This is a genomic window from Streptomyces sp. NPDC002619 (genome assembly GCF_042889305.1).
Lineage (GTDB): Bacteria > Actinomycetota > Actinomycetes > Streptomycetales > Streptomycetaceae > Streptomyces.
Genome location: NZ_JBIAQV010000034.1, coordinates 39,001 through 62,819 on the forward strand (window position 1 = coordinate 39,001; position 23,819 = coordinate 62,819).

The following is a 23,819-nucleotide window of genomic DNA, read 5'->3' on the forward strand; positions in this document are numbered from 1 at the left end:
ACGCGGCCGCACGCACGTTCTGGTCCGCCGACGCCCACCTCCGGGCCGGGCCGGCACAGAGAAGGGGCCCGGCACCGGAAGGCATCGGTGCCGGGCCCCTTCGGGATCGACTAGAGGGCGAGGCCGGTGAGGACCAGCACGCGCTCGTAGGTGTAGTCGTCCATGGCGTACCGGACGCCCTCGCGGCCGACGCCGGACTGCTTGACGCCGCCGTACGGCATCTGGTCCGCGCGGTAGGAGGGCACGTCGCCGATGACGACGCCGCCGACCTCGAGCGCGCGGTGGGCGCGGAAGGCGACCTGGAGGTCGTGCGTGAACACGCCTGCCTGGAGGCCGTACTTGGAGGAGTTGACGGCGGCGAAGGCCTCGGCCTCGCCGTCCACCTTCTGCACGGTCAGGACAGGTCCGAAGACCTCCTCGCGGGCGAGGGTCGTGTCGGCCGGTACGTCGACGAGCACGGTCGGCGCGTAGGAGGCGCCGTCGCGCTTGCCGCCGGCGAGGAGCCGGGCGCCGGCGGCCACAGCCTCGTCGACCCATGCTTCGACGCGCCGCGCTGCGTCCTCGCTGACCAGCGGGCCGACGTCGGTCTTGTCGTCGGAGGGATCACCGGTGACCTGGGCCTCGACGGCGGCGACGATGCGCGGCAGCAGCCGGTCGTACACGGCGGCGTCGGCTATCACGCGCTGCACGGAGATGCAGGACTGGCCGCCCTGGTAGTTGGAGAAGGTCGCGATGCGGGTCGCGGCCCAGTCGAGGTCGGCGTCGGAGGCGTAGTCGCCGAGGACGACCGCGGCGCCGTTGCCCCCGAGCTCCAGGGTGAGGTGCTTGCGCGGCACCGAGTCCATGATCGCGTAGCCGACCTTGTCGGAACCCGTGAAGGAGATCACCGGCAGGCGCTCGTCCTGGACCAGGGCGGGCATACGGTCGTTGGCGACCGGGAGGATGCTCCAGGAACCGGCCGGCAGCTCCGTCTCGGCGAGCAGGTCACCGATGATCAGGCCGGACAGCGGGGTGGCCGGCGCGGGCTTGAGGATGATCGGCGCGCCGGCGGCGATGGCCGGGGCGATCTTGTGGGCGCACAGGTTCAGCGGGAAGTTGAACGGCGCGATGCCGAGCACGACGCCCTTCGGGAAGCGCCGGGTGAGGGCGAGGCGCCCCTGGCCACCCGCGTCGGTGTCGAGCCGCTGGGCCTCGCCGCCGTTGAACCGGCGGGCCTCCTCGGCGGCGAACCGGAACACGGAGACGGCCCGGCCGACCTCGCCGCGCGCCCACTTGATCGGCTTGCCGTTCTCGGCGGAGATCAGCTGGGCGATCTCCTCGGTGCGCTCGGCCAGACGCTTGCTGACGTGGTCGAGGGCGGCGGCGCGGACGTGGGCCGCAGTGGCGGCGAACTCGTCGCGCACCGCGTAGGCGGCGGCGACGGCCTCCTCGACCTGGGCGTCCGTCGGCACACTCACCTTGCCGACGAGCCGGCCGTCCCACGGGGAGGTGACGTCGAAGGTGTCCTCGCCGGTGACCTGGCGGCCGGCGAGCCAGAAGGCGTAGGTGGAAGTCATTGTGCGAGTCCCGGCCCTTCCCGTTGGGGGTGTGTTGGGGGTGTTCTGTCGGTGGCCTGATCCACGGTAGGGCGGGGGCGGGCGACGGGGGCTTGTCCGAGTCGTCCTAGTGGGCGTCCGGGGTGCGCCGGTTTGGCGTAGCGGCGGGGCTTCTCTCGGCACCGGTCGGCGAAAGTCAGCCTGTCTGGGGGTAACCCCTCTGGGGGAGTTCGAGGACGAGGCCGTTCAGGCCGAAGCGGAGGTCCGGGGGCGGCAGCCCCCGGTCGACGGCGACGAAAACGCCGGGCACCCCGCAGCACCGGCACACCTCAGCACCGGTGCCCCTCATTCCGCCGACGTCGCCTTCAGGGCCAGCCACAGTTCCATCCGTACGTCCGGGTCGTCCAGGGAGCGGCCGAGGATCTCCTCGACCCGCCGCATCCGGTAGCGGAGCGTATGGCGGTGGACGCCCAGGTCGGCGGCGGCCGCGTCCCACTGGCCGTGCCGTGAGAGCCAGGCGCGCAGCGAGGCGACGAGGTCACCGCGGCCCGTGGCGTCGTGCTCGTACAACGGGCGGAGCAGCCCGTCCGCGAACGCCTTCACCGCGTCGTCCGCCAGCAGCGGCAGCACGGAGCCCGCCGCCAGCTGATCGTGCTGGACGAGCACCCGCCCGCGCCGCCGGGCCACCGACAGCGCCTGCTCGGCCTGCTTGTAGGCGGCGGCCGCGGCGATCGGGCCCGCGGGGGCCGAGACGCCCACGACCAGCTCGTCCTCGTCCACCCCGGCCTGCTCGGGCACGGACCGCGCCGCCTCCAGCGCGCCCGCGTACTCCACGGCGGCGGCCACCGCGGCGCTCCCGTCGCCGGCCAGCGCCACCAGCCGCTCCCCGTCGGGTACGACGAGAACGGCCTCGCCGGACCGCGCGGCGGCGGACTCCACGCTCTCCGCGAGCCCGCCCAGCCGGTCGCCGTCCGAGTCGGTGGCGGTCGGCGCGGCTGCCGTGCCCGGCCTGCCCGCCGCCACGCGCGCGTGCGCCTCCGCGTGCGCCCGCGCGGACACCGGCTCGGCGACGATCATCCGGAACGGCGCATCCAGCAGCCCGCCGTACAGGTCCCCGGCGACGGCCCGGGCGTGGTCAGGTTCCCCGGCGAGCAGCATGCGCAGCACGGCGGTGCCGACCCGCTGCTCGGCCTCGTGCAGAGAACGGGAGCGTTCCGTCGTGAGCGTGAGCAGGGCGATGGCGGAGTGGACGGCGTAGCGCTCGGCGGTACCCAGAGCGGCGGCGGTGCCCACGGCGAGCGCCGCCCGCGGGCGCCGGCCGGTGCCCAGGGAGTGCAGTTCGACGCGGTCATCGTTCTCGGGGGTCCCCGGTCCGCCGACCACCGAGGACGCGGGCGCCGGCCGGTCCCGCAGCCGCTCCACGTCCGCGGTCAGCCGCGCCGCACGCCGTCCCGCCCACTCCGGCGCGGTAGCGACGACGGCGCCCGAGGCGTCGTACAGCGCCGCCCAGCCGTCGACCTGGGTGGCGAGCGCGGCGAGCACCCCCTCGGGACCGGCGTTCAGCGCCTGCCTGGTCAGTTCGCGCTGGGCGGCGAACCCGGCCGTCACCGCACGGTACTGGTCGGCGGCGATCGCGGCGGACACGGCCTTGCTGATCGCGAGGAAGGGCGTACGGCGCGGCACCTCGATGAGCGGCAGCCCCTCCTGCTCCGCCGCGTCGACGAGGGCCTTGGGGATCTCGTCGTAGTTGACGCCGACGGCGAAGCCGAGCCCGACGACCCCCGCGCCGACCAGCCGCTTCACATACCGCGACATCGCCTCGGGATCCTCCGCGTCCAGCTTGAGCGCGGTGATCAGCAGCAGTTCCCCGCCCTCCATGTACGGCACGGGGTCGGCGAGCTCGCTGACGTGCGCCCAGCGGACAGGCACGTCGAGACGGTCCTCGCCCGCGCGCACGGTGAGCTTGAGCGCGGAGTGATGGACGAGCGAGGCGAGCGTCGGGGGCATGGGGCCTTCAGGTTTGGGGAGATCGGGTGATCATTGTGATCCTTCGGCCGCCGGATATGACTTTTGGCCGCCGCGTATGAACACCCTATGCCGAATCTGCCGCGGCGTACCGGTCGCCGGTGACCCGATGTTCAGACCCGGTCGCTCTCTCAGTCCCCGAGGTTCTCGGGGTTCCCGAGGTCCACCAGCAGGGGCGGAGCGTGCTCGCCCTTCACGTTCGTCAGGGACAGCACCGCGTGCCCGGGCGGCACCCCGTGCGCCAGCTCGGACGCCGACCAGCGTTCCCGCTCGACCTGCCGGACGGTCACGGCCCGCGCGGTGGGCGCCTTGCCGGTGATCACCCGGCGCAGCGCGTGTACCGCCTTGCCCGCCGGTGTCTCGGCGATGATCTGCCGGTCGGTGACGTCCCGCGCCTCGATCCACTCCTTGCCCCACACCTCGGCGAAGTCCTGCCCGTCCCACGGCGTGAGCCCGGACAGCGCCATCCGGCATCCGGCGGCCCCGAGCAGCGGACCGCGCAGCGGCCTGGGTACGTCGTCGAGGGTGCGCAGCGTGAGCACGACACCCGCGCCCGCCGACCGCAGCCGCTGGATCCCGCGGACCGACTCCGGGGTCACCAGGCCGGTCGCGTCGTCGAGCAGCAGACAGGCGAACAGCGACCGGTCCTCGCGCACAGCGACGCTTGCCGTGAACTGCGCGAGTACCAGCCGCGCCAGGATCCGCGAGGCGTCCGCGTGCCCGCGCGCGGGCAGGTCGATGCGCACCCGCACGGGGTGATCGAGCGCCTTGAGCGAAAACGGCCGCGACTGCCCGGAGGTGTCGAAGAACCCCGCGAAGGCGGGCCGGTCGAGGAGCGCGATCCGGTCGGCGAGAACCGCCCCGACGTCCCCGGGGTACGCCATCTGCCGCTCCCGCGCGTCGAGTTCGCGCAGCAGCGACTCCTGTCCGGTGTCGGTCAGCGCCTTGCGCAGCGCGGCCAGCGGACCGGGCGTGCCGTCGAGGAGCCCGCGCAGTTCCGGTACGGAGGGGAAGCGGCCGTGGACCGCGCGGTACGGTCCGAGCAGCTGGGCGAGGACGGTGGTGGAGCGGCGGCTGTCGCCGCCGGGCGTCGGATCGGCGAGGTCACCGACGAGGGCTTCGGCGAGGACGGCCGCGGCCTCGTCGGGGTCGGTGGTGCCGCCGTACAGGTCGAGGTCGTAGACCGATTCGGGGTGGGCGATCCGTACGACCACGTCATAGGCGTCGGCCGGGCCGAGTCCGGCGCCGGCCGCGCCGACCACGACGACCGCGGCCCGCCCGGCGAGCGCGTGCAGGCACAGCGACTCGGCGAGCGGCCGTACGACGCGGTCGGTCTTGCCGGAGCCCGCCGGGCCGACGGCGAGCAGCGAGGTGCCGAGCAGGTCGGGGCCCAGGGCGAGTCCGGTGCCGCGGTAGGCGTACGGGTTGCGCGGGTCGTCGGCGGTGGTGCCGAGCCGTACCTGCCCGGTGACGAGGTCGTGCCGGGCGAGGCGGCCGGGCAGATCGCGAAAGCCGGAGGGGTGCGCGCAGGCGGCGGCGCCGTCCTTGACCACGGCGCTGCGGAACGAGGCGAGGCTGTGCCGGCCGCTGCGCACGCCCTGCCAGGCGCGGGCGATCCGGGCGTGGTCGACGTCCCGCATCAGCCCGGCGCGGGCCTCCGCGGCGAGCCGGTCGGCGGCGTCATCGGCCCCGACGGCACGGAGGTGGGGCCAGGCGGCGGGATCCTGCTCGGGGGTGGGCGGGCGCTCGGGGACAGGCACGGCCTGGCGCCAGGCGGGGGGGCCGTAGCGACGCCAGACCTCGGCCCAGCGGCCCAGACGGCCGACGACGACCATGATCGCGAGGGCGATGAGGGTGTAGTAGCCGTACCAGACGATCGCGTTGCCGACGCGGTCGCTGCTGTGGCCCCAGGAGTCCGGGGTGAACAGTGCGAGGGGCAGCACCCACCAGCCGCCGAGGTAGCCGTTCCACAGCAGCGACCAGATCAGCCAGCCGACGAGGAACGCGATCACCGCGCCGCTCAACAGCTGCCGGGCCGGAATCAGCTCGGGCTCCTCCTGCGGGCGCGGACGATGCCCGAAGCGCCACACGCCGGGGGCCGCGTCGGGCCGGGGGGCGCGCAGCCAGGTCAGGAAAGCGGAGCCGTCCGGCAACGGAGGCATCCCCGGTGGCACAGAGGGTTTCGGCGGAACAGCGGAACGCGCTCGCGGCACCGGGTTCGCGTGCGTACCCCGAGTGTCCTGGGTCCCATCGCTGTCCATCGCCCTTGCCCCCTGACCAGCCGTTCCGTCCCGCCTTCAGCGAGTCAATCTAACGCCCCCGCAAAGGGAGTTCACCGCATACGCGGCCGGGCGCGCACGCCGATCACGAAGCGTACGCGTATGACCGGGGCACCCGGCCGTCGACGTACACGGACGCCCCGGGGTACCCGACCGTCGGGGCACACCGGCGCCGCCATGTCCACCACGGACAACCGTGCCCCCGGACAACACCCACATGGAGCATGCCCACCCCCCGTTCCCCGGCCTAGCCTGCGAGAAAAGAAGAGACGTGCCCGTAAGCCCCCAGGAGCCCCTCATGACCGCACTTCCGCAGTCGCGCAGCGTCGTCACCGCCATTCCCGGCCCGAAGTCGCAAGAGCTGCAGGCCCGCCGTACCGCCGCGGTCGCGCAGGGTGTGGGCTCCGTGCTGCCCGTCTTCACCACACGCGCCGGTGGCGGCATCATCGAGGACGTCGACGGCAACCGGCTGATCGACTTCGGTTCCGGCATCGCCGTGACGAGCGTCGGCGCCTCCGCCGAGGCCGTCGTACGCCGTGCGTCCGCGCAGCTCGCCGACTTCACCCACACCTGTTTCATGGTCACCCCGTACGAGGGCTACGTCGAGGTCGCCGAGGCCCTCGCCGAGCTCACCCCGGGTGACCACGCCAAGAAGTCCGCCCTGTTCAACAGTGGCGCCGAGGCCGTCGAGAACGCCGTCAAGATCGCGCGTGCGTACACCAAGCGCCAGGCCGTCGTCGTGTTCGACCACGGCTACCACGGCCGTACGAACCTGACGATGGCGCTGACCGCCAAGAACATGCCGTACAAGCACGGCTTCGGACCCTTCGCGCCCGAGGTCTACCGCGTTCCGGTCGCCTACGCCTACCGCTGGCTGACCGGCCCCGAGAACGCGGGCCCGGAGGCCGCCGCGCAGGCCATCGACCAGATGTCCAAGCAGGTCGGCGCTGACAACATCGCCGCGATCATCATCGAGCCGGTGCTCGGCGAGGGCGGCTTCATCGAGCCGGCCAAGGGTTTCCTCCCGGCGATCCGCCAGTACGCCGCGGACAACGGCATCGTGTTCGTCGCGGACGAGATCCAGTCCGGGTTCTGCCGTACCGGCCAGTGGTTCGCGTGCGAGGACGAGGGGATCGTCCCGGACCTGATCACGACGGCGAAGGGCATCGCGGGCGGTCTGCCGCTGGCCGCCGTCACGGGTCGCGCCGAAATCATGGACGCCGCGCACGCGGGCGGCCTGGGCGGCACCTACGGTGGCAACCCGGTGGCGTGCGCCGGTGCGCTCGGCGCCATCGAGACGATGAAGGAGCTCGATCTCAACGCCAAGGCGAAGAACATCGAGGCGATCATGAAGGCGCGCCTCACCGCCATGGCGGAGAAGTTCGACATCATCGGCGACGTCCGCGGCCGCGGTGCCATGATCGCCATCGAGCTGGTCAAGGACCGTACGACGAAGGAGCCGAACCCGGAGGCGACCGCCGCGCTGGCCAAGGCCTGCCACCAGGAGGGCCTGCTGGTCCTGACCTGCGGTACCTACGGCAACGTGCTGCGCTTCCTGCCGCCGCTGGTCATCGGCGACGACCTGCTGAACGAGGGCCTCGACATCATCGAGCAGGCCTTCGCGCGGATCTGACGTCACGCCTGCGGCAGGCCGTGTGAAGAAGGTGTGCGAGGTGGATGGCGGGACGCGATTCCGTCTGCCCAAGCGCCGCGGCCTGTCGTAGGTTCTACCCAGATGAGAGATACACCCGTCCACAGGGGACTGTGGGCGATTTCAGGCCGGGGCCTCCCCAGCTTCGACCTGGTCGTGCCCTCGCGCACACAACCGGGGCTTCCGGCTCCGGATCTCCTCACCGATCGGACAGTCGCTCGCCCCAAACCCCCCGGGGCGCGCGGCATTCCGATCCGGACGGCCGCCTCGGAACTACCCCCCCTGTTCCGGGGCGGCCGACCTCCTTTTCGAGCAGACGATCCACGGTCTCGCGCATCGTCTCGATGTCCAGGGCACCGGTGTCGCGGACAGCTCCACCGCTCCCCGGAGCAGGTCGGCCCGTGCGCCCACTGCCAGGGGCTTACGTGTCGATACGGGCGCGACGCTCAACTGGTGTGCATGCCTGCCGGGCCATCGAGCGGAACACCAAGCACTCGTCAATGTGACGAGCCCGCTCGCTTCCCCCGTGGCGGGCGGCTCGTGCCAGAACGTCCAGAGATCAAGGTCGGCGACGGCGACGTTGGTGTCCTCGGCCACTGGACGACACCGGCGCGAGCCGGCGGCGGGATTCGAACCCGCGTCTCCCTCTTGGCAGGAGAAGTAGCCGCAGCCTGCGCACCTGGACACGTCCACCGTAGGCAGTCCGCCTCTGACGAGCATCTGAATTACGTGTGGGGCAACCAACGGTCGTCACCAGTGACACCCTGGTCCCATGATGCGCTGGACGTAGTGACCCCTGACGGGGCCAGGGCGCCTGCACTCCGGGGGGAGGCTGGCGGGCGCCATCGTGCAGGGGCAGGCTCGCTCACCCCGTGGCGGGTCTGCCCCTGCTCTTCATCCTTGGCGTAAGTCGCGAAAGGGACAGGGTGGTTGCGTCACTCTGTTCAGTGATCCCGGAGGCTCACCGTGCCCGATGCGCCGCAAGGACCACAGCCCTCCGCACGGCATGCCCGCAAGCCTGCGTCGACACGCAAGCGCTTGGTGTGGTTGGCGGTCGGGCTCGCGGCGGGAGCGGTGGCAGTCACCACAGGATTCCAGCTGACCGACAGCGAGGACTCTTCCGGTGATGGAGTGAGCGTCCACAAGGCGAGGAAGACGGTGCCGGACTTGGACAAGTACTGGACGCCGGAGCGCATGCGTAGCGCCATCCCGGAGTGAAGGCGCCTGGGAGCGCGCCCGACCACTTCTGGGAAACGGACAGCTCGGTTGCCTGGGCCGAGACCCCGAAGCACTCGCGGCCTGTCATCCCTGCCAAGCTGTGCATCGTGTCACCCTCCCCAGACCTCGAGCATGCACCTGCCGTGCAAGGCAGAAAGCGCCCTGTTCCGGGGCGGCCGGCCTCCTTCCTTCTTCTCCTTCTCCTGGGCCTCCCGGCCCTTCTCTTCGCGCTGATCACTTGGCAGGTCATGGCCGACGGCCCGCTGGTGCGCGTCGACGAGCGCGTGAGCCGGGACCTGATCCAGCCGGACCGGTTCTCCGAACTCCTTGCCGACCTCGGCAATGTCCAGGTCGCGGTTCCCGTTCTCGTTCTCGCACTGGTGTATGTCGCCGTGCAGGGCCGCGGCGCTGGTGTGGACCGGTGGTGGCTGCCTCCGGTCGCCTCGGCCGTACTTATGGCCCTGGTCCCGGCGTTCGTCGTGCCCCTCAAGGACTGGACCGCCCGCCCCGGAACCCCGGCCGTACCCCCGGCGGTCGGCTACTACCCCTCGGGGCACACGGCCACCGCGGTCGTCGCGTACGGCGCCGCGACACTGCTCCTCCTTCCCTGGCTGCGCACCGCCCTGGCCCGTTGTGTCCTGGTCCTCGGGTGCGCCGCGATCGTCCTCGCAGTCGGCTACGGCCTCGTACGGCGCGGCTACCACTGGCCACTGGACGTCGTGGCCAGTTGGTGCCTCTGTACGGTGCTGCTGACCGGGCTGACGCTGCTGATCAGCCGAAGTACGCGTCGAAGTTCCGCTGGAACTCCCAGTTCCCGAACCGGTCCCAGTTGACCGACCACGTCATCAGGCCGCGCAGGGCGGGCCAGGTGCCGTGGGTGGTGTACGCGCCGCAGTTCGTCTTCTTCGTCAGGCAGTCCAGGGTCTTGGTGACCTCGGACGGGGACACATAGCCGTTGCCCGCGTTCGTCGTGGCCGGCATGCCTATGGCGATCTGGTCCGGGCGCAGTGGCGGGAAGACGTTGTTGGCGTTGCCCGCGACCGGGAAGCCCGTAAGCAGCATGTCGGTCATGGCGATGTGGAAGTCGGCGCCGCCCATGGAGTGGTACTGGTTGTCGAGGCCCATGATCGGGCCCGAGTTGTAGTCCTGGACGTGGAGCAGGGTGAGGTCGTCGCGGAGGGCATAGATCACCGGGAGGTACGCGCCGCAGCGCGGGTCCTGGCCGCCCCACTGGCCGGTGCCGTAGTACTGGTAGCCCATCTGCACGAAGAAGGTCTCCGGCGCCATGGAGAGCACGAACTTCGCACCGTACTTGGCCTTCAGGGTCTTCAGGGCCGAGATCAGGTTGACGACGACCGGGGTGGTGGGGTTCTTGAAGTCGGTGTCGTTCGCGTTCAGCGAGAGGGAGTGGCCCTCGAAGTCGATGTCGAGGCCGTCGAGGCCGTAGGTGTCGATGATGTTCGAGACGGAGGAGACGAAGGTGTCCCGGGCCGCCGTCGTCGTCAGCTGGACCTGGCCGTTGGCGCCGCCGATGGAGATCAGCACCTTCTTGCCGGCCGCCTGCTTGGCCTTGATCGCCGCCTTGAAGTCGGCGTCGGACTCGACGGTCGGGCACTCCGACACCGGGCAGCGGTTGAAGCGGATGTCGCCGGAGGTCGCCGAGGTCGGCTCACCGAAGGCCAGGTCGATGACGTCCCAGCTGTCGGGGACGTCGGCCAGGCGCGTGTAGCCGGAGCCGTTGGCGAAGGTGGAGTGGAGATAGCCGACGAGGGCGTGGGTGGGCAGGTCACCGCCTCCGCCCCCGCCCCCTGTGGCGGAGGTCGTCGCGGTCACCGTCGCCGACTTGGCGGACTCGCCCGCGTCGTTGCTCGCGGTGACCTGGAAGGCGTACGCCGTCGATGGCGAGAGTCCGCTGACGGTCGCCGAAGTCCCGCTCACCGTCTGGACCTTGGCCCCGTCCCGGTAGACGGCGTAGCTCGTCGCGCCGGTGACGGCCGTCCAGGACAGGGCGACGCTTGAGGAGGTGACGGTGCCGGTCTTCAGGCCGGTCGGCGCGGCGGGTGGCTGGCCGACCTCGCCGCCGGGGCCCATGAGGGAGATGTCGTCGGCGTTGTAGGCACCGGTGCCGTACCAGCCGTGCGTGTAGATCGTGACCCTGGTGGTGGACGGGCCGGTGCGGAAGGTCGTGGTGAGCTGCTGATACGCCGGGGCGGACTGGGTCCAGGTGTTGACGTCGGTGGTGCCGGTGCCGCTCGCGCCGAGGTAGACGTACGAGCCGCGGACATAGCCGGACAGGGTGTACTGGGAGTCGGGTTTCACCGTCACGGTCTGGGTGCACTGCGCGTTGTCGTTGCCGGCCGGGGTCGCCTGCAGCGCCGAACTGCCGCTGTGCACGGGTGAGGTGACGGTCGTACCGCTGCCCGCCGTGCAGCTCCAGCCGTCGAGGCCGGACTCGAAGCCGCCGTTGTGGGCGAGGTCGGCGTCGGCCGCACGGGCGGCCGACGACAGCGCGGTGATTCCTGGCACGGCCAGCAGCGTGGCCGTGAGCGCGGCGAGGACGGTTCTGGCGCGTGGTCTCGTGCGTTCCACAAGTGCCTCCGGGCATGGGGGAATTGGAGGGTGGAGCGCGCTCAACTTGGTCCAGACCAATCCTGTTGTCAAGACCTCCGACCACCGTCGGGGCCGCCGCGTCCGCTACCCGTCGTCATCCGCAGCAAGGCCCGCCGCCGCCTCGTGCATCGCCAGTTCCAGCAGCGCCGGATCGGTGAGTGTGCCGGAACCGTCCGGTGACACCAGCCAGCGCACCCCCCGCGTCGACCGGCCGGGATACGGCACGACGATCCAGGTGCCGTGTCCGGCCGTGCGAATGCCGGTGCCGAGCCAGCGCGACGCGGTGCCCGGCGGCACGAAGAAGCCCACCCGGCTGTCCCCGAAGTCGGCCAGCACGGGCCCGGCCTGGTCGAGGACGCGGGTGAGCACGTCGCGGGTGGGATAGCCGAGTTGACCCGGCAGGACGAGTACGTCCCAGGCCTTGCCGGCGGGCAGCAGCGCGACCCCGTGCGGGTTGCGCTCCCAGTCCCAGCGGCAGGCCTCGGGGTCCGGTGCGACGGATGCCAACCATTCGACCGCCGTCTTCGCCCCAGCCATGTGAAGACCTCCCTGTTGCCCATGGACGCGGTCGCGTCACAGGGGAGAGAAGGCCTCCGGCCAGGCATTACGCGGGTTTCAGTGACTCATTGAAGTGACCTGGGTCACATTTGCCAGTGGAAGTCCGCTCAGAGGGCAGCGCCACTCAGCTGTCGAAGCCCAGCCCCAGCCGGTCCATCGTCTTCAGCCACAGGTTGCGCCGGCCGCCGTGTGCGTCCGCGCGGGCCAGGGACCACTTCGTGAGCGCGATGCCCGTCCAGGCGAAAGGTTCCGGCGGGAACGGCAGCGGCTTCTTGCGGACCATCTCCAGCTCCGTGCGCTCGGTCCGCTCCCCCGCCAGCAGGTCCAGCATCACGTCCGCGCCGAAGCGCGTCGCACCCACACCCAGCCCCGTGTACCCCGCCGCATACGCCACCCTGCCCTGATGCGCCGTGCCGTAGAACGCCGAGAAGCGTGAGCAGGTGTCGATCGCGCCGCCCCACGCGTGCGTGAAGCGCGCGCCCTCCAACTGCGTGAAGCAGGTGAAGAAGTGACCGGCGAGCTTGGCGTACGTCTCCGGGCGGTCGTCGTACTCACGGCGCACCCGGCCGCCGTACGGGTAGATCGCGTCGTAACCACCCCACAGGATCCGGTTGTCGGCGGACAGCCGGAAGTAGTGGAACTGGTTCGCCGAATCGCCGAGGCCCTGGCGGTTGTGCCAGCCGATCGACGCCAGCTGCTCGTCGGTCAGCGGCTCTGTCATCAGGGCGTAGTCGTAGACCGGGACGGTGTACGCGCGCACGCGCTTGAGCAGGCTGGGGAAGATGTTGGTGCCGAGCGCGACCCGGCGGGCGCGGACCGCGCCGTACGGCGTGCGTACGGCCATGCCGGCGCCGTACGGCTTCAGGGTCAGGGCCGGCGTGTGCTCGTACACGCGGACGCCGAGCCTGACGCAGGCGCGCTTGAGGCCCCAGGCGAGCTTGGCCGGGTGGACCATGGCGACGCCCCGGCGGTCCCACAGACCCGCCTCGAATGTCGGTGAGTCGACTTGTTCCCGAACCGCTTCGGCGTCCAGGAAGTCGACACCGTCCGCGAGACCCTTGTTCTCCAACTCTCGGTGCCAGTCACGCAGTTCCCACGCCTGGTAGGTCTCGGTCGCGACATCGATCTCGCCGGTGCGCTCGAAGTCGCAGTCCAGGGAGTGCCGGGCGACCGCCTTCTCGATCTCGTCGAGGTTGCGGGCGCCCAGCTCCTCCAACTTTTGAATCTCGTCCGGCCAGCGGGCCAGGCCGTTGGCCAGTCCGTGCGTGAGGGAGGCGGCGCAGAAGCCACCGTTGCGGCCCGAGGCGGCCCAGCCCACCTCACGGCCTTCCAGCAGTACCACGTCCCGCTGCGGGTCGCGCTCCTTGGCATTGAGCGCGGTCCACAGTCCGCTGTATCCGCCGCCGACGACCAGCAGGTCGCACGTCTCGGTGCCGGTGAGCGCGGGCTCGGGATGGGGCTTGCCGGGGTCTTCCAGCCAGTACGGGACCGGCTGTGCTTCGGAAAGAGACTTGATCCAATCGTTCTTACGGCTCATGGCGCTCGGGGCCATGATTTCAACTCCCTACAGAGCGGTCATGCCTTTTGCTTGGTACGGCGATTGCCGACGACCATGGAGAACAGGACGAACAGTACGGCGACGAGGAACATGGTCGTGCCGATGACATTGATCTGAACGGGCGTTCCGCGCTGCGCCGAGCCCCAGACGAACATCGGGAACGTGACGGTCGAGCCCGCGTTGAAATTGGTGATGATGAAATCGTCGAAGGAGAGCGCGAAGGACAGCAGCGCGCCCGCGGCGATTCCGGGTGCCGCGATGGGCAGGGTGACCCGGACGAAGGTCTGCACGGGCCCGGCGTACAGATCGCGGGCCGCCTCCTCCAGTCGCGGGTCCATCGACATCACGCGCGCCTTGACCGCGGTGACGACGAAGCTGAGGCAGAACATGATGTGCGCGATCAGGATCGTCCAGAATCCCAACTGAGCGCCCAGGTTGAGGAACAGAGTGAGCAGCGAGGCCGCCATGACGACCTCGGGCATCGCCATCGGCAGGAAGATCAGCGAGTTGACGGCGCCCCGCGCGCGGAAGCGGTAGCGGACCAGCGCGAAGGCGATCATCGTGCCGAGCACGGTGGCGCCGACCGTCGCCCACACGGCGATCTGGAGGCTGACCGACAGCGAGCCGCACATGTCGGCGACGCCGCACGGGTCCTTCCAGGCGTCCGTGGAGAACTGCTGCCATTCGTAATTGAAGCGGCCCTTCGGTTTGTTGAAGGAGAAGACCGTCACGATGACGTTCGGCAGCAGGAGATATCCGAGGGTTATCAGTCCCGCGATGACTACGAGATGGCGCTTGAGCCAGTTGACGAAGGGCATTTAGACCAGATCCTCCGTCCCGGACCTGCGGATGTAGAGGGTGACCATGAACAGAATCGCGGCCATGAGGATGAAGGAGAGAGCCGCCGCCGTCGGATAGTCCAGGATGCGCAGGAACTGCGTCTGGATCACGTTTCCGATCATGCGGGTGTCGGTGGAACCGAGGAGTTCGGCGTTCACGTAGTCACCGGCCGCCGGAATGAAGGTCAGCAGCGTGCCGGAGACCACGCCCGGCATCGACAGCGGGAAGGTCACCTTGCGGAAGGTGGTGAACGGCTTGGCGTACAGATCGCCCGCCGCCTCGTGCAGCCGTCCGTCGATGCGCTCCAGCGACGTGTACAGCGGCAGGACCATGAACGGCAGGAAGTTGTACGTCAGTCCGCACACCACCGCGAGTGGTGTGGCGAGCACCCGGTCGCCCGCGGTCCAGCCGAGCCAGCTGGTGACGTCGAGGACGTGCAGCGTGTTGAGGGTGCTGACGACGGGGCCGCTGTCCGCGAGGATCGTCTTCCAGGCCAGGGTGCGGATCAGGAAGCTGGTGAAGAACGGCGCGATCACCAGGATCATGATCAGGTTCCGCCAGCGGCCGGCGCGGAAGGCGATCAGATAGGCCAGCGGATACCCGAGCAGCAGGCACAGCACGGTCGCGGCGGCCGCGTAGAGGACCGAGCGCAGGAACTGCGGCCAGTACTCGCTCAGCGCGTCCCAGTAGGTCGCGAAGTGCCAGGTGACCTTGTAGCCCTGTTCCAGGGACCCCGTCTGCACGGAGGTGGAGGCCTGGTAGAGCATCGGCAGCGCGAAGAAGATGATCAGCCAGAGGATGCCGGGCAGCAGCAGCCAGTACGGCGCGAAGCGGCCGCGTTTGCGTGCTGCCTTCTTCTCCGGCGCCGTGGGCGCGAGAGGCGGGGGCGCCTCGGTGAGGGTCGACATGTCTACGCGGCCTCTTCCTCGACGGTCTCCACGCCGGCGGAGCCCGTTGTCCCAGCAAGCAGGGACTGGGCCGCGTCCAGCCCGAAGGTGTGCGCCGGGCTCCAGTGCAGGACGACCTCGGCGCCGGGGACGAGACGCGGGTCGCGCTCGATGTTCTGGGCGTAGACCTCGAACTCGGGGCAGACGGCGCTGTCGATGACGTACTGCGTGGAGACGCCGATGAAACTGGAGTCGGCGATCTTGCCGGTGATGCGGTTGCGGGCCTCGGGGATCTCGCCCGCGTCGTCGGCGTGGGTGAGGGAGATCTTCTCCGGGCGGACGCCGACCAGCACCTTGCCGCCGGTCGTGGTCGCCGCGGAACATCGCGCCTCGGGCAGCAGGAGCTTGCCGCTGCCCGCCCGGACGACGATCTCGCCGCCGGTCTTGTTGTCCACCTCGGCCTCGATGAGGTTGGAGGTGCCCAGGAAGTTGGCGACGAACGTGGTCTGCGGGTTCTCGTACAGGTCGGTGGGCGCGCCGAGTTGCTCGACGCGGCCCGCGTTCATCACGGCGACCGTGTCGGCCATGGTCATGGCCTCCTCCTGGTCGTGCGTGACATGGATGAAGGTGATGCCGACCTCGGTCTGGATGCGCTTGAGTTCCAGCTGCATCTGGCGGCGCAGTTTGAGGTCGAGGGCGCCGAGGGGCTCGTCGAGGAGGAGCACCTTGGGGTGGTTGATCAGCGCGCGGGCCACGGCGACGCGCTGCTGCTGGCCGCCGGAGAGCTGGTGCGGCTTCTTGCGCGCCTGCTCGCCGAGCTGGACCAGCTCCAGCATGTCCTCGACCTGCTTCTTCACCGACTTGATGCCGCGTCGGCGCAGACCGAAGGCGACGTTCTCGAAGATGTCGAGGTGCGGGAAGAGGGCGTACGACTGGAAGACCGTGTTCACCGGCCGTTTGTACGGCGGCAGATGGGTCACGTCCTGGTCGCCCAGGTGCACGCTGCCGGAGGTGGGTTCCTCCAGGCCGGCGATCATGCGCAGGGTGGTGGTCTTGCCGCAGCCCGAGGCGCCGAGCAGGGCGAAGAAGGAGCCCTGCGGCACCGTCAGGTCGAGCGGGTGTACGGCGGTGAAGGAGCCGTAGGTCTTGCCGATCCCGGAGAGGCGGACGTCGCCGCTGTTGTCTGTCGTCATCATCGTCACGCCCCTGTGAGCTTCGCGAACTTCTCTTCGTAGGCCGTCTCTTCCTTCTGGCTCAGCGAGCGGAAGGCGTGGGACTTCGCGGCCATGGCCTTGTCGGGAATGATCAGCGGGTTGTTCGCCGCGTCTTTGTCGATCTTCGCGAGGTAGGGCTTCACGCCGTCCACGGGAGACACGTAGTTGATGTAGGCGGCGAGGGCGGCGGCCTGCTCGGGCTCGTAGTAGAAGTCGATGAGCCGCTCGGCGTTCGTCTTGTGGCGCGCCTTGTTGGGGACCAGCATGTTGTCGGTCGACGTCATGTAGCCGCTGTCCGGGATGACGAAGTCGACGTCCGGGCTGTCCGCCTTGAGCTGGACGACGTCACCGGCCCAGGCGACACAGGCCGCGAAGTCGCCCTTGGTGAGGTCGGACGTGTAGTCGTTGCCGGTGAAGCGGCGTATCTGGCCGTTGTCGACGGCCTTCTGCAGACGGGCGATCACCGCGTCGAAGTCGTCGTCGGTGAACTTCGCCGGGTCCTTGCCCATGTCGAGCAGCGTCATGCCGATACTGTCGCGCATCTCGGACAGGAAGCCGACGCGGCCCTTGAGCTTGGGGTTGTCGAGCAGGTCGGAGATCGATTTCACCTCGATGCCGTCGAGCGCCTTCTTGTTGTAGGCGATGACGGTCGAAATGCCCTGCCACGGGTACGAGTAGGCGCGTCCCGGGTCCCAGTCGGGGTTGCGGAACTGGGCCGACAGGTTGGTGTAGGCGTGCGGCAGGTTGGACGGGTCCAGTTTCTGGACCCACCCGAGGCGGATCAGCCGGGCGGCCAGCCAGTCGGTGAGGACGATGATGTCGCGGCCGGTGTCCTGGCCCGCGGCGAGCTGCGGCTTGATCTTGCCGAAGAACTCGTTGTTGTCGTTGATGTCCTCGGTGTACTTGACCGTGATGCCGGTCCGCTTGCGGAACGCGTCGAGCGTCGGGTGGTGTTTTTCGCTGTCGTCGACGTCGATGTACTCGGTCCAGTTGGAGAAGTTGACGACCTTCTCCTTGGCCGAGTGGTCCTGTGTGGTCGTGCCGCCCTGGCTCTTTCCGGCCGCGGGGATCCCGCATCCGCTCAGTGCCCCGAGTCCGCCGACCGCGAGCGCGCCGCCCGCGGAGGCGCGTAGCAGCGATCGGCGGGTGAGGGAGGCCCGCCCGTTGCGGAAGCTGCGCCGCACGGCGGCCACTTGGGCCGGGGTCAGGCGGTCGGGCTCGTACTGCTCCATGCGCGTGGTGCCCTTTCGGGAGGGTTCGGCCGTTGTTCGGACGGCCTGCCTGCTATCGGTCCCCGAAGATCGTGCGGTGCCAGTCCTTCCGGGCCACCGCGGTGTTGTCGAACATGACGTGCTTGACCTGCGTGTACTCCTCGAAGGAGTACGCGGACATGTCCTTGCCGAAGCCGGACTGCTTGTATCCGCCGTGCGGCATTTCGCTGATGATCGGGATGTGGTCATTGATCCACACGCATCCCGCCTTGATCTCTCGAGTCGCACGGTTCGCCCGGTAGACGTCCCGGCTCCACGCGGAGGCGGCAAGGCCGTACGGGGTGTCGTTGGCCAGCCAAATGCCCTCATCATCACTGTCGAACGGCAGGACGACCAGCACCGGACCGAAGATCTCGGACTGGACGGCCTCGCTGTCCTGGGGCGCGTCGGCGATGAGGGTGGGCCGGTAGTACGCGCCTTTCTTGAGCTCCCCCTGAGGGGCCTCGCCGCCGGTGACCACGCGCGCGTAGGCACGCGCGCGGTCGACAAAGGCGGCGACGCGGTCGCGCTGGGCGTGCGAGATCAGCGGACCGAGGTCGGTGCCGGGGGCGAACGGGTCGCCGAGCCGGACGCTCTCCATGAGGGCGGCGGTCTTCTCGACGAACGCCTCGTAGAGCGGTCGCTGCACGTACGCGCGCGTGGCGGCCGTGCAGTCCTGCCCTGTGTTGATGAGCGCGCCGGCGACCGCGCCGTTGACGGCGGCGTCGAGATCGGCGTCGTCGAAGACCACGAAGGGGGCCTTGCCGCCGAGCTCCAGGTGGAGGCGCTTGACGGTGGCGGTGGCGATCTCGGCGACGCGCTTGCCGACGGCGGTGGAGCCGGTGAAGGAGGTCATGGCCACGTCGGGGTGCCCGACGAGGTGCTCGCCGGCCTCCTTGCCGGTGCCGGTGACGATGTTGATCACACCGTCAGGGATGCCCGCTTCCGTGGCCGCCTCGGCGAACAGGAGCGAGGTGAGCGGGGTGAGTTCGGCCGGCTTGAGCACGATGGTGTTGCCTGCCGCGATCGCCGGGAGGATCTTCCACGCGGCCATCTGGAGGGGGTAGTTCCAGGGGGCGATGGACCCGACGACACCGATGGGCTCGCGGCGGACGTACGACGTGTGGTCCCCGGAGTACTCACCGGCGGACTGTCCCTGCAGATGCCGCGCGGCACCCGCGAAGAAGGCGGTGTTGTCGATGGTCCCCGGTACGTCGAACTCGCGGGTCAGCTTGAGCGGCTTGCCGCACTGGAGGGATTCGGCACGGGCGAATTCCTCGGCTCGGGCGGCGAGGACGGCGGCGAAGCGGTGCAGCGCGTCGGAGCGCTCGCCGGGGGTGGCACCGGCCCAGCCCGGGAAGGCGGCGCGGGCGGCGGCGACGGCCGCGTCCACGTCGTCCGGGCCGGCCAGCTCGTAGGTGTACACGTCCTCGCCGGTGGCGGGATCGATCACGACGTGGGTGCGGCCGGACGTGCCCTTCGTGAGCTGTCCGGCGATGTACTGCGCGCGGCCTGCGAGGCGCTCCTGTGCCGGGAATCGTTCCGGGGTGGCGGTGCCCGGGTTGTGCATGTCGCTCCCCTCCGCCGTGGGCCCGCCCCCGGGGGCGGGTGGCGTAGCTCCAGCTCGATTTGAGTGCCGATCCTGGCAGAGCCAATGGACTCCAACAAGTGATTCCGTTGTTTCCTTTTGGTTACGCGACGGAATCTGTCGACCAGGCGTCGAGTCGGCATGGAAAAGGGGGACGGAGTGTCAGTGGTGGCTGCGAGACTGCCGTGCATGGGGAAGATCGATTCCGTGGAGTCCCTGATCAGGGAGGTCCACGCGGGGGCACGCATCAGGTATCTGCACTTCTGGGGACACAGCCCGCGGCCGGACGGTCGCGTCGGCGCGAGCTGTCTGAGCCAGTGGTGGCCGTCACCGTTCGTGGTCGACGAGGTGGAATACGCGACCGCGGAGCACTGGATGATGGCCGCGAAGGCCCGGCTTTTCGGCGACGCGGAGGCGGAGCGGGGCGTGCTGGCCGCCGGGCACCCTTCCCAGGCGAAGAAGGCGGGGCGTCTGGTGCGTGGCTTCGACGAGGCGATATGGGAGCGGGAGCGCTTCGGGATCGTGGTCGAGGGCAGCGTCCACAAGTTCGCCGCGCACCCCGATCTGCGGGAGTTCCTGCTGACCACGGGCGAGCGCGTGCTGGTCGAGGCCAGCCCCGTCGACCGGATATGGGGCATCGGTCTGACGGCGGACGACGCGGCGGCGGAGATTCCGGAGCGGTGGCGCGGCCGGAATCTGCTGGGGTTCGCGCTGATGGGGGCGCGGGAGCGGTTGCGGCTGCCGCAGGGATGAGCGGGCCGGACCGCCCCCGGCGTCAGTCCTGGGCCAGGAGCGGTGCCGACACGCTGGGGGCGGAGCTGTAATAAGGGTCGTCGTAGTCCGAGGTGTCGTCCTGGTGCCTGACGGCGATCACGATGCTGACGACGATCAGGGCGATCGTGGCGAGCCCGACGATGATCCCGATGATGCCGGTGACGAGGCCCGCCTGGGCCTGGCCGCGGTTGGTGGCCTCGCCGCGGTCGGCCCGCTTCTTCCCCTTCACTCCGAGGATCACGGCGATGACGCCGAGGATCACGGAGACCACGCCGTAGAGGCAGAACAGGCAGATGGACAGGATGCCCAGCACCATCGCCGCGGTGCCCATGCCGTTCTGCGGGGCCATCGGCATACCGGGCCAGCCGTAGCCCTGCGGGTTCGGGTAGGCGGGGTAGCCGTACCCGCCGGGGCCGGAGGGCCCGACCGGCGGGGGCGGCACCGCGCCCTCGGCCCAGCCCTGGGGCGGACCCTGCGGTGATCCCGGGGGCGGGGTCGCGCCGGGCGGGCCGAAGCCGGGCGCGGGCGCGGCGAAGCCGGCGGACGGCATGGACGCCATGGTGGCCTGGTCGTGCACGGACGGCGGCTGCTGCGCCGGGGGCTGCTGGTCCTGCGCGGGGGGCTGCCACACAGGGGCGAACGCCTGGTCCTGCGGGGGCTGCTGCGCCGGCACGTGCGGCTGCGGACCCTTCTCCAGCGACGGCTTGCTCTCGGGCGGCGCCCACGGGTCGAAGCCTGCGTCCCGGTTCCCGTCCGGCTGCGTCTGATCCGTCACGTCCCCATCCCCCTCGATCGATCGTCACGCCATCGTAAAGCGTGGCCACCACACCTCTTTGCCGGGGCCAGCGACAACGCCACCCTCCGGAGTCGGCGCCGGTCCGGGTCCGGCCTACGATGACCACCGACTCACCGATCAGCCGATCACCCGCGCCCGGACCCGGTCCGCAAGCGCCGTTCCGGGGAGGAACCCTTGACCGACATCGCCGCCCGCGATCTGCACGCCTTCATCGCCGGACTGCCCAAGGCCGAACTGCACGTCCACCACGTCGGCTCCGCCTCCCCCCGGATCGTCTCGGAACTGGCCGCCCGTCACCCCGACTCCACGGTCCCCACCGACCCCGAGGCCCTCGCCGACTACTTCACCTTCACGGACTTCGCCCACTTCATCGACGTGTACCTGTCCGTCGTCGACGTGATCCGCACCCCGGAGGACGTACGGCTGCTGACGTACGAGGTGGCCCGCGACCTGGCCCGGCAGCAGGTGCGCTACGCCGAGCTGACCATCACGCCGTACTCCTCGACCAGCCGCGGCATCGACGAGCGCGCCTTCATGGACGCGATCGAGGACGCGCGGAAGGCGGCCGAGGCCGAGTTCGGGACCATGCTGCGCTGGTGCTTCGACATTCCCGGCGAGGCCGGGCTGGAGGCCGCGGAGGAGACCGCCCGGCTCGCCACCGACGACCGGATCCGACCGGAGGGCCTCGTGTCGTTCGGGCTCGGCGGGCCCGAGGTCGGCGTACCCCGGCCCCAGTTCAAGCCGTACTTCGACCGGGCGATCGCCGCCGGGCTGCGCTCCGTCCCGCACGCCGGTGAGACGACCGGCCCTGAGACGGTCTGGGACGCGCTGAACGATCTGCGCGCCGAGCGCATCGGGCACGGCACCAACTCCGCCCAGGACCCGAAGCTGCTGGCGCACCTCGCCGAGCACCGGATTCCGCTGGAGGTCTGCCCGACCTCCAACATCGCCACTCGCGCGGTCCGTACGCTCGACGAGCACCCGATCAAGGAGTTCGTGAGCGCCGGCGTCGTGGTCACGATCAACTCGGACGACCCGCCGATGTTCGGCACCGACCTGAACAACGAGTACGCGGTGGCCGCCCGCCTCCTCGGCCTCGACGAGCGAGGTCTCGCCGATCTCGCCAAGAACGCGGTCGAGGCGTCCTTCCTGGACCCGGCCGGCAAGGCCAGGATCGCCGCCGAGATCGACACCTACACCACCGAGTGGCTCGCCCCCTGAGAACATGGGCGCCATGCAGAACGTGACCGCCGTGGCCCATCGCGGCGACCCCTACCGCTTCCGCGAGAACACGATCGACTCGCTGCGTTCCGCGCTCGACCAGGGCGCGGACGCGGTGGAGTTCGACGTACGGCTCACCCGTGACGACGTACCCGTGCTGCTCCACGACGAGACGCTGAAGCGGCTGTGGGAGCAGGACCGGCCGCTCAGGTCGCTGTCCGCGGACGAGGTGCGCGGGCTCACGGCGGGCGGGGTGCCGACGCTGGCGGAGGCGCTGGCCGCGACGGACGGCGCCCGGGTGATGGTCGACCTGCCCGGTCGGGTCGAGCGGCGGGCGGCGCGGACGATCGTCGACACGGTCCGGCAGTGCGGGGCGGCGGACCGCGCCTACTACTGCGCGGCCACCCCCGCCATGCTGGCGGTCCGTGCCGCCGATCCGTCCGCCGAGATCGCCCTGACCTGGACGAGCCTGGCGCCGCCGCGGCCCGGCGTGCTGGAGGCGGTGCGGCCGCGCTGGCTCAACTACCGCTTCTCCCTGGTCGACCGGGACCTCGCCGAGCGCGTCCGTCGCGACGGCCGGCTACTCTCCGTGTGGACCCCCGACACCCGCCGCTCCATGCGCCGCCTCATCGACCTGGGCGTCGACTCGATCACCACGAACCGCGTCGACACGCTCTGCGCCCTGCGCAAGGGCTGAGCCCCGCTGCGGGTTCACCGAACGACGGCCGCCTGGACCGGAGCGGCCGTCAGTGTTTCCAGTCGCTTGATCTTCTTCCGTACGACGTACAGCGGGACGATTCCGAACACCCCGAAGGACATGTCGATGACGGTCCACCAGAACGGGATGCCGCGGATCGGGCCGCAGATCAGGGCGAGCGGGATGATCCCCACGCACGCGATCATCGCGAACTCGACGACCCAGATGTTGCGGACCGGGTCGCGGTAGGGGCCGTAGAAGGCGACCGCGATCACGAGGTGGGCGAACGCCAGCCAGTCCGTGCCGTACAGCACGAAGGGGTATTCGGCGTCGGCCGTGTCCAGGCCCTCTCGTACATGGGTGATCCAGGCCATCAGGGCCGGCAGGTGTTCCGGCACGGACAGGGATCGCAACACGTCCTCCGTCCAGCGGAGTTCGTGCACGAGCGGGAACGCGGTGGCGCCACTGAGAGCCAGGCACACGACGAAGGAGACCAGCCAGACGCGGATGCCCTTGAGGAGGGCGACTCTGTCGCTCATGGCACGAGCGTACGCCTGGAATTGAACATGTTCAAAATCGGGTCACCGGTGTGCGGCCGAGGCTGGCGGACTGTGGGTGTAAGGGAGTTGACGTCCTGGTGTGGCACGGGCGATGAACGGCACGGGAGTTGCTCCCGACCGGCACTACTGCACCCGGTGCGCGATGCCCATGGCCGGGGACCAGTAGCCTCCCGGCCGTCTCCCCTGGTGGGGCCCGGGGGTGTCGTAGTCCGGCCGGGGCCAGTGGATCGAGGCCCGCTTCGACGAACCGACCCGCCTGCTCGACCTGATCATCACGCCGGGCGTGTCGACCCGCCCCGACCAGCTCTCCCAGTCGGCGCTGCCGCACCGCGTCGAGGCCCGCATCACCCTGTCCAACGGCAAGACCGCGACCCGTGAACTCACCCTGGACCAGGGCGCGGGCGGCCAGCACCGTTCCTTCCGCGTCGGTGAGGTCACCGCCGTCCGCTTCACCATCGAGTCCGCGTGCCAGGCCTCCGGGAGCAAGCAGGTGGCCATCGCCGAGATGCCGGTCGAACGCCAACTAGCCCCGGTAGGACGCCCGCACCCGGCCCGCCG

Annotated in this window: 18 protein-coding genes and 2 pseudogenes; 7 read left to right on the plus strand and 13 right to left on the minus strand. The window is 70.2% G+C overall.

Going from position 1 to position 23,819, the window contains the following annotated elements; translation table 11 throughout:
- Window positions 1–110: 110 nt before the first annotated feature.
- From ACFYXB_RS34815 to ACFYXB_RS34825, 3 genes are all read right to left on the minus strand, one after another.
- Window positions 111–1,556 (minus strand): aldehyde dehydrogenase family protein, encoded by a 1,446-nt coding sequence (locus ACFYXB_RS34815; protein WP_389589051.1) that lies wholly within the window; start codon window positions 1,554–1,556, stop codon window positions 111–113.
- Between the two features lie 324 nt (window positions 1,557–1,880).
- Window positions 1,881–3,542, minus strand: a complete 1,662-nt coding sequence (locus ACFYXB_RS34820; protein ID WP_389589052.1) for a PucR family transcriptional regulator — start codon at window positions 3,540–3,542, stop codon at window positions 1,881–1,883.
- Window positions 3,543–3,691: 149 nt separating this feature from the next.
- Complete coding sequence (locus tag ACFYXB_RS34825; RefSeq protein ID WP_389589053.1) at window positions 3,692–5,821, minus strand: ATP-binding protein; 2,130 nt, start codon at window positions 5,819–5,821, stop codon at window positions 3,692–3,694.
- A 316-nt stretch (window positions 5,822–6,137) separates the two neighbouring features.
- Between ACFYXB_RS34825 and gabT the strand changes: the two genes are divergently transcribed.
- The 3 genes from gabT to ACFYXB_RS34840 all read left to right on the plus strand — a co-directional run bounded on the left by gabT (window position 6,138) and on the right by ACFYXB_RS34840 (window position 9,541).
- Entirely contained in the window at window positions 6,138–7,472 is a 1,335-nt protein-coding gene (gene gabT / locus ACFYXB_RS34830) for a 4-aminobutyrate--2-oxoglutarate transaminase (protein ID WP_351355448.1), read from the plus strand.
- A 1,092-nt stretch (window positions 7,473–8,564) separates the two neighbouring features.
- Window positions 8,565–8,708 carry a hypothetical protein gene (locus ACFYXB_RS34835; RefSeq protein WP_389589054.1) on the plus strand — a complete coding sequence of 48 codons (144 nt, stop codon included), beginning with the start codon at window positions 8,565–8,567 and terminating at the stop codon, window positions 8,706–8,708.
- Between the two features lie 143 nt (window positions 8,709–8,851).
- Window positions 8,852–9,541 (plus strand): phosphatase PAP2 family protein, encoded by a 690-nt coding sequence (locus ACFYXB_RS34840; RefSeq protein ID WP_389589055.1) that lies wholly within the window; start codon window positions 8,852–8,854, stop codon window positions 9,539–9,541.
- Here ACFYXB_RS34840 and ACFYXB_RS34845 read toward each other — a convergent pair.
- The 8 genes from ACFYXB_RS34845 to ACFYXB_RS34880 form a co-directional block, all read right to left on the minus strand.
- Window positions 9,480–11,297 (minus strand): chitinase, encoded by a 1,818-nt coding sequence (locus ACFYXB_RS34845; RefSeq protein WP_389589056.1) that lies wholly within the window; start codon window positions 11,295–11,297, stop codon window positions 9,480–9,482. The genes ACFYXB_RS34840 and ACFYXB_RS34845 overlap by 62 nt on opposite strands.
- Before the next feature lie 105 nt (window positions 11,298–11,402).
- Window positions 11,403–11,855: a hypothetical protein gene (locus ACFYXB_RS34850; RefSeq protein WP_389589057.1), complete on the minus strand. Its 453-nt coding sequence runs from the start codon at window positions 11,853–11,855 to the stop codon at window positions 11,403–11,405.
- A gap of 145 nt (window positions 11,856–12,000) precedes the next feature.
- Entirely contained in the window at window positions 12,001–13,428 is a 1,428-nt protein-coding gene (locus ACFYXB_RS34855) for an NAD(P)/FAD-dependent oxidoreductase (protein ID WP_389589058.1), read from the minus strand.
- Between the two features lie 23 nt (window positions 13,429–13,451).
- Entirely contained in the window at window positions 13,452–14,252 is an 801-nt protein-coding gene (locus tag ACFYXB_RS34860; RefSeq protein WP_351355433.1) for an ABC transporter permease, read from the minus strand.
- Window positions 14,253–15,182 carry an ABC transporter permease gene (locus tag ACFYXB_RS34865; protein WP_389589059.1) on the minus strand — a complete coding sequence of 310 codons (930 nt, stop codon included), beginning with the start codon at window positions 15,180–15,182 and terminating at the stop codon, window positions 14,253–14,255.
- 2 nt (window positions 15,183–15,184) lie between these two features.
- Window positions 15,185–16,354, minus strand: a complete 1,170-nt coding sequence (locus ACFYXB_RS34870; RefSeq protein WP_389589085.1) for an ABC transporter ATP-binding protein — start codon at window positions 16,352–16,354, stop codon at window positions 15,185–15,187.
- A 5-nt stretch (window positions 16,355–16,359) separates the two neighbouring features.
- Window positions 16,360–17,607 (minus strand): spermidine/putrescine ABC transporter substrate-binding protein, encoded by a 1,248-nt coding sequence (locus tag ACFYXB_RS34875; protein ID WP_389589060.1) that lies wholly within the window; start codon window positions 17,605–17,607, stop codon window positions 16,360–16,362.
- 52 nt (window positions 17,608–17,659) lie between these two features.
- Window positions 17,660–19,195, minus strand: coding sequence for a gamma-aminobutyraldehyde dehydrogenase (locus tag ACFYXB_RS34880; RefSeq protein WP_389589061.1), 1,536 nt, complete (start codon window positions 19,193–19,195; stop codon window positions 17,660–17,662).
- 207 nt (window positions 19,196–19,402) lie between these two features.
- Between ACFYXB_RS34880 and ACFYXB_RS34885 the strand changes: the two genes are divergently transcribed.
- Window positions 19,403–19,966, plus strand: a complete 564-nt coding sequence (locus ACFYXB_RS34885; protein WP_389589062.1) for an NADAR family protein — start codon at window positions 19,403–19,405, stop codon at window positions 19,964–19,966.
- Window positions 19,967–19,988: 22 nt separating this feature from the next.
- On the opposite strand, the gene ACFYXB_RS34890 is transcribed toward ACFYXB_RS34885, so the two are convergent.
- Window positions 19,989–20,762 carry a DUF4190 domain-containing protein gene (locus tag ACFYXB_RS34890; RefSeq protein WP_388500843.1) on the minus strand — a complete coding sequence of 258 codons (774 nt, stop codon included), beginning with the start codon at window positions 20,760–20,762 and terminating at the stop codon, window positions 19,989–19,991.
- A gap of 145 nt (window positions 20,763–20,907) precedes the next feature.
- On the opposite strand from ACFYXB_RS34890, the pseudogene ACFYXB_RS34895 reads away from it, so the two are divergent.
- Together ACFYXB_RS34895 and ACFYXB_RS34900 are read left to right on the plus strand one after the other, a co-directional pair.
- A pseudogene (locus ACFYXB_RS34895) lies at window positions 20,908–22,004 on the plus strand (adenosine deaminase).
- Between the two features lie 13 nt (window positions 22,005–22,017).
- Complete coding sequence (locus ACFYXB_RS34900) at window positions 22,018–22,701, plus strand: glycerophosphodiester phosphodiesterase (RefSeq protein ID WP_351355416.1); 684 nt, start codon at window positions 22,018–22,020, stop codon at window positions 22,699–22,701.
- A 14-nt stretch (window positions 22,702–22,715) separates the two neighbouring features.
- Here ACFYXB_RS34900 and ACFYXB_RS34905 read toward each other — a convergent pair whose 3' ends face one another.
- The gene (locus ACFYXB_RS34905; protein ID WP_389589063.1) at window positions 22,716–23,240 is read right to left on the minus strand and encodes a hypothetical protein; all 525 of its coding nucleotides are present in this window, start codon (window positions 23,238–23,240) and stop codon (window positions 22,716–22,718) included.
- A 205-nt stretch (window positions 23,241–23,445) separates the two neighbouring features.
- On the opposite strand from ACFYXB_RS34905, the pseudogene ACFYXB_RS34910 reads away from it, so the two are divergent.
- Window positions 23,446–23,769: pseudogene (locus ACFYXB_RS34910) on the plus strand (NADase-type glycan-binding domain-containing protein); the annotation flags it as partial.
- Window positions 23,770–23,819: the final 50 nt, after the last annotated feature.

Coding starts and splice junctions, on each gene's coding strand:
- ACFYXB_RS34885 (WP_389589062.1), top strand. CDS start 19,403: ATGGGGAAGATCGATTCCGTGGAGTCCCTGATCAGGGAGGTCCACGCG.
- ACFYXB_RS34860 (WP_351355433.1), bottom strand. CDS start 14,252: ATGCCCTTCGTCAACTGGCTCAAGCGCCATCTCGTAGTCATCGCGGGA.
- gabT (WP_351355448.1), top strand. CDS start 6,138: ATGACCGCACTTCCGCAGTCGCGCAGCGTCGTCACCGCCATTCCCGGC.
- ACFYXB_RS34905 (WP_389589063.1), bottom strand. CDS start 23,240: ATGAGCGACAGAGTCGCCCTCCTCAAGGGCATCCGCGTCTGGCTGGTC.
- ACFYXB_RS34850 (WP_389589057.1), bottom strand. CDS start 11,855: ATGGCTGGGGCGAAGACGGCGGTCGAATGGTTGGCATCCGTCGCACCG.
- ACFYXB_RS34865 (WP_389589059.1), bottom strand. CDS start 15,182: ATGTCGACCCTCACCGAGGCGCCCCCGCCTCTCGCGCCCACGGCGCCG.
- ACFYXB_RS34825 (WP_389589053.1), bottom strand. CDS start 5,821: ATGGACAGCGATGGGACCCAGGACACTCGGGGTACGCACGCGAACCCG.
- ACFYXB_RS34815 (WP_389589051.1), bottom strand. CDS start 1,556: ATGACTTCCACCTACGCCTTCTGGCTCGCCGGCCGCCAGGTCACCGGC.
- ACFYXB_RS34855 (WP_389589058.1), bottom strand. CDS start 13,428: ATGGCCCCGAGCGCCATGAGCCGTAAGAACGATTGGATCAAGTCTCTT.
- ACFYXB_RS34820 (WP_389589052.1), bottom strand. CDS start 3,542: ATGCCCCCGACGCTCGCCTCGCTCGTCCATCACTCCGCGCTCAAGCTC.
- ACFYXB_RS34875 (WP_389589060.1), bottom strand. CDS start 17,607: ATGGAGCAGTACGAGCCCGACCGCCTGACCCCGGCCCAAGTGGCCGCC.
- ACFYXB_RS34880 (WP_389589061.1), bottom strand. CDS start 19,195: ATGCACAACCCGGGCACCGCCACCCCGGAACGATTCCCGGCACAGGAG.
- ACFYXB_RS34900 (WP_351355416.1), top strand. CDS start 22,018: ATGCAGAACGTGACCGCCGTGGCCCATCGCGGCGACCCCTACCGCTTC.
- ACFYXB_RS34870 (WP_389589085.1), bottom strand. CDS start 16,354: ATGACGACAGACAACAGCGGCGACGTCCGCCTCTCCGGGATCGGCAAG.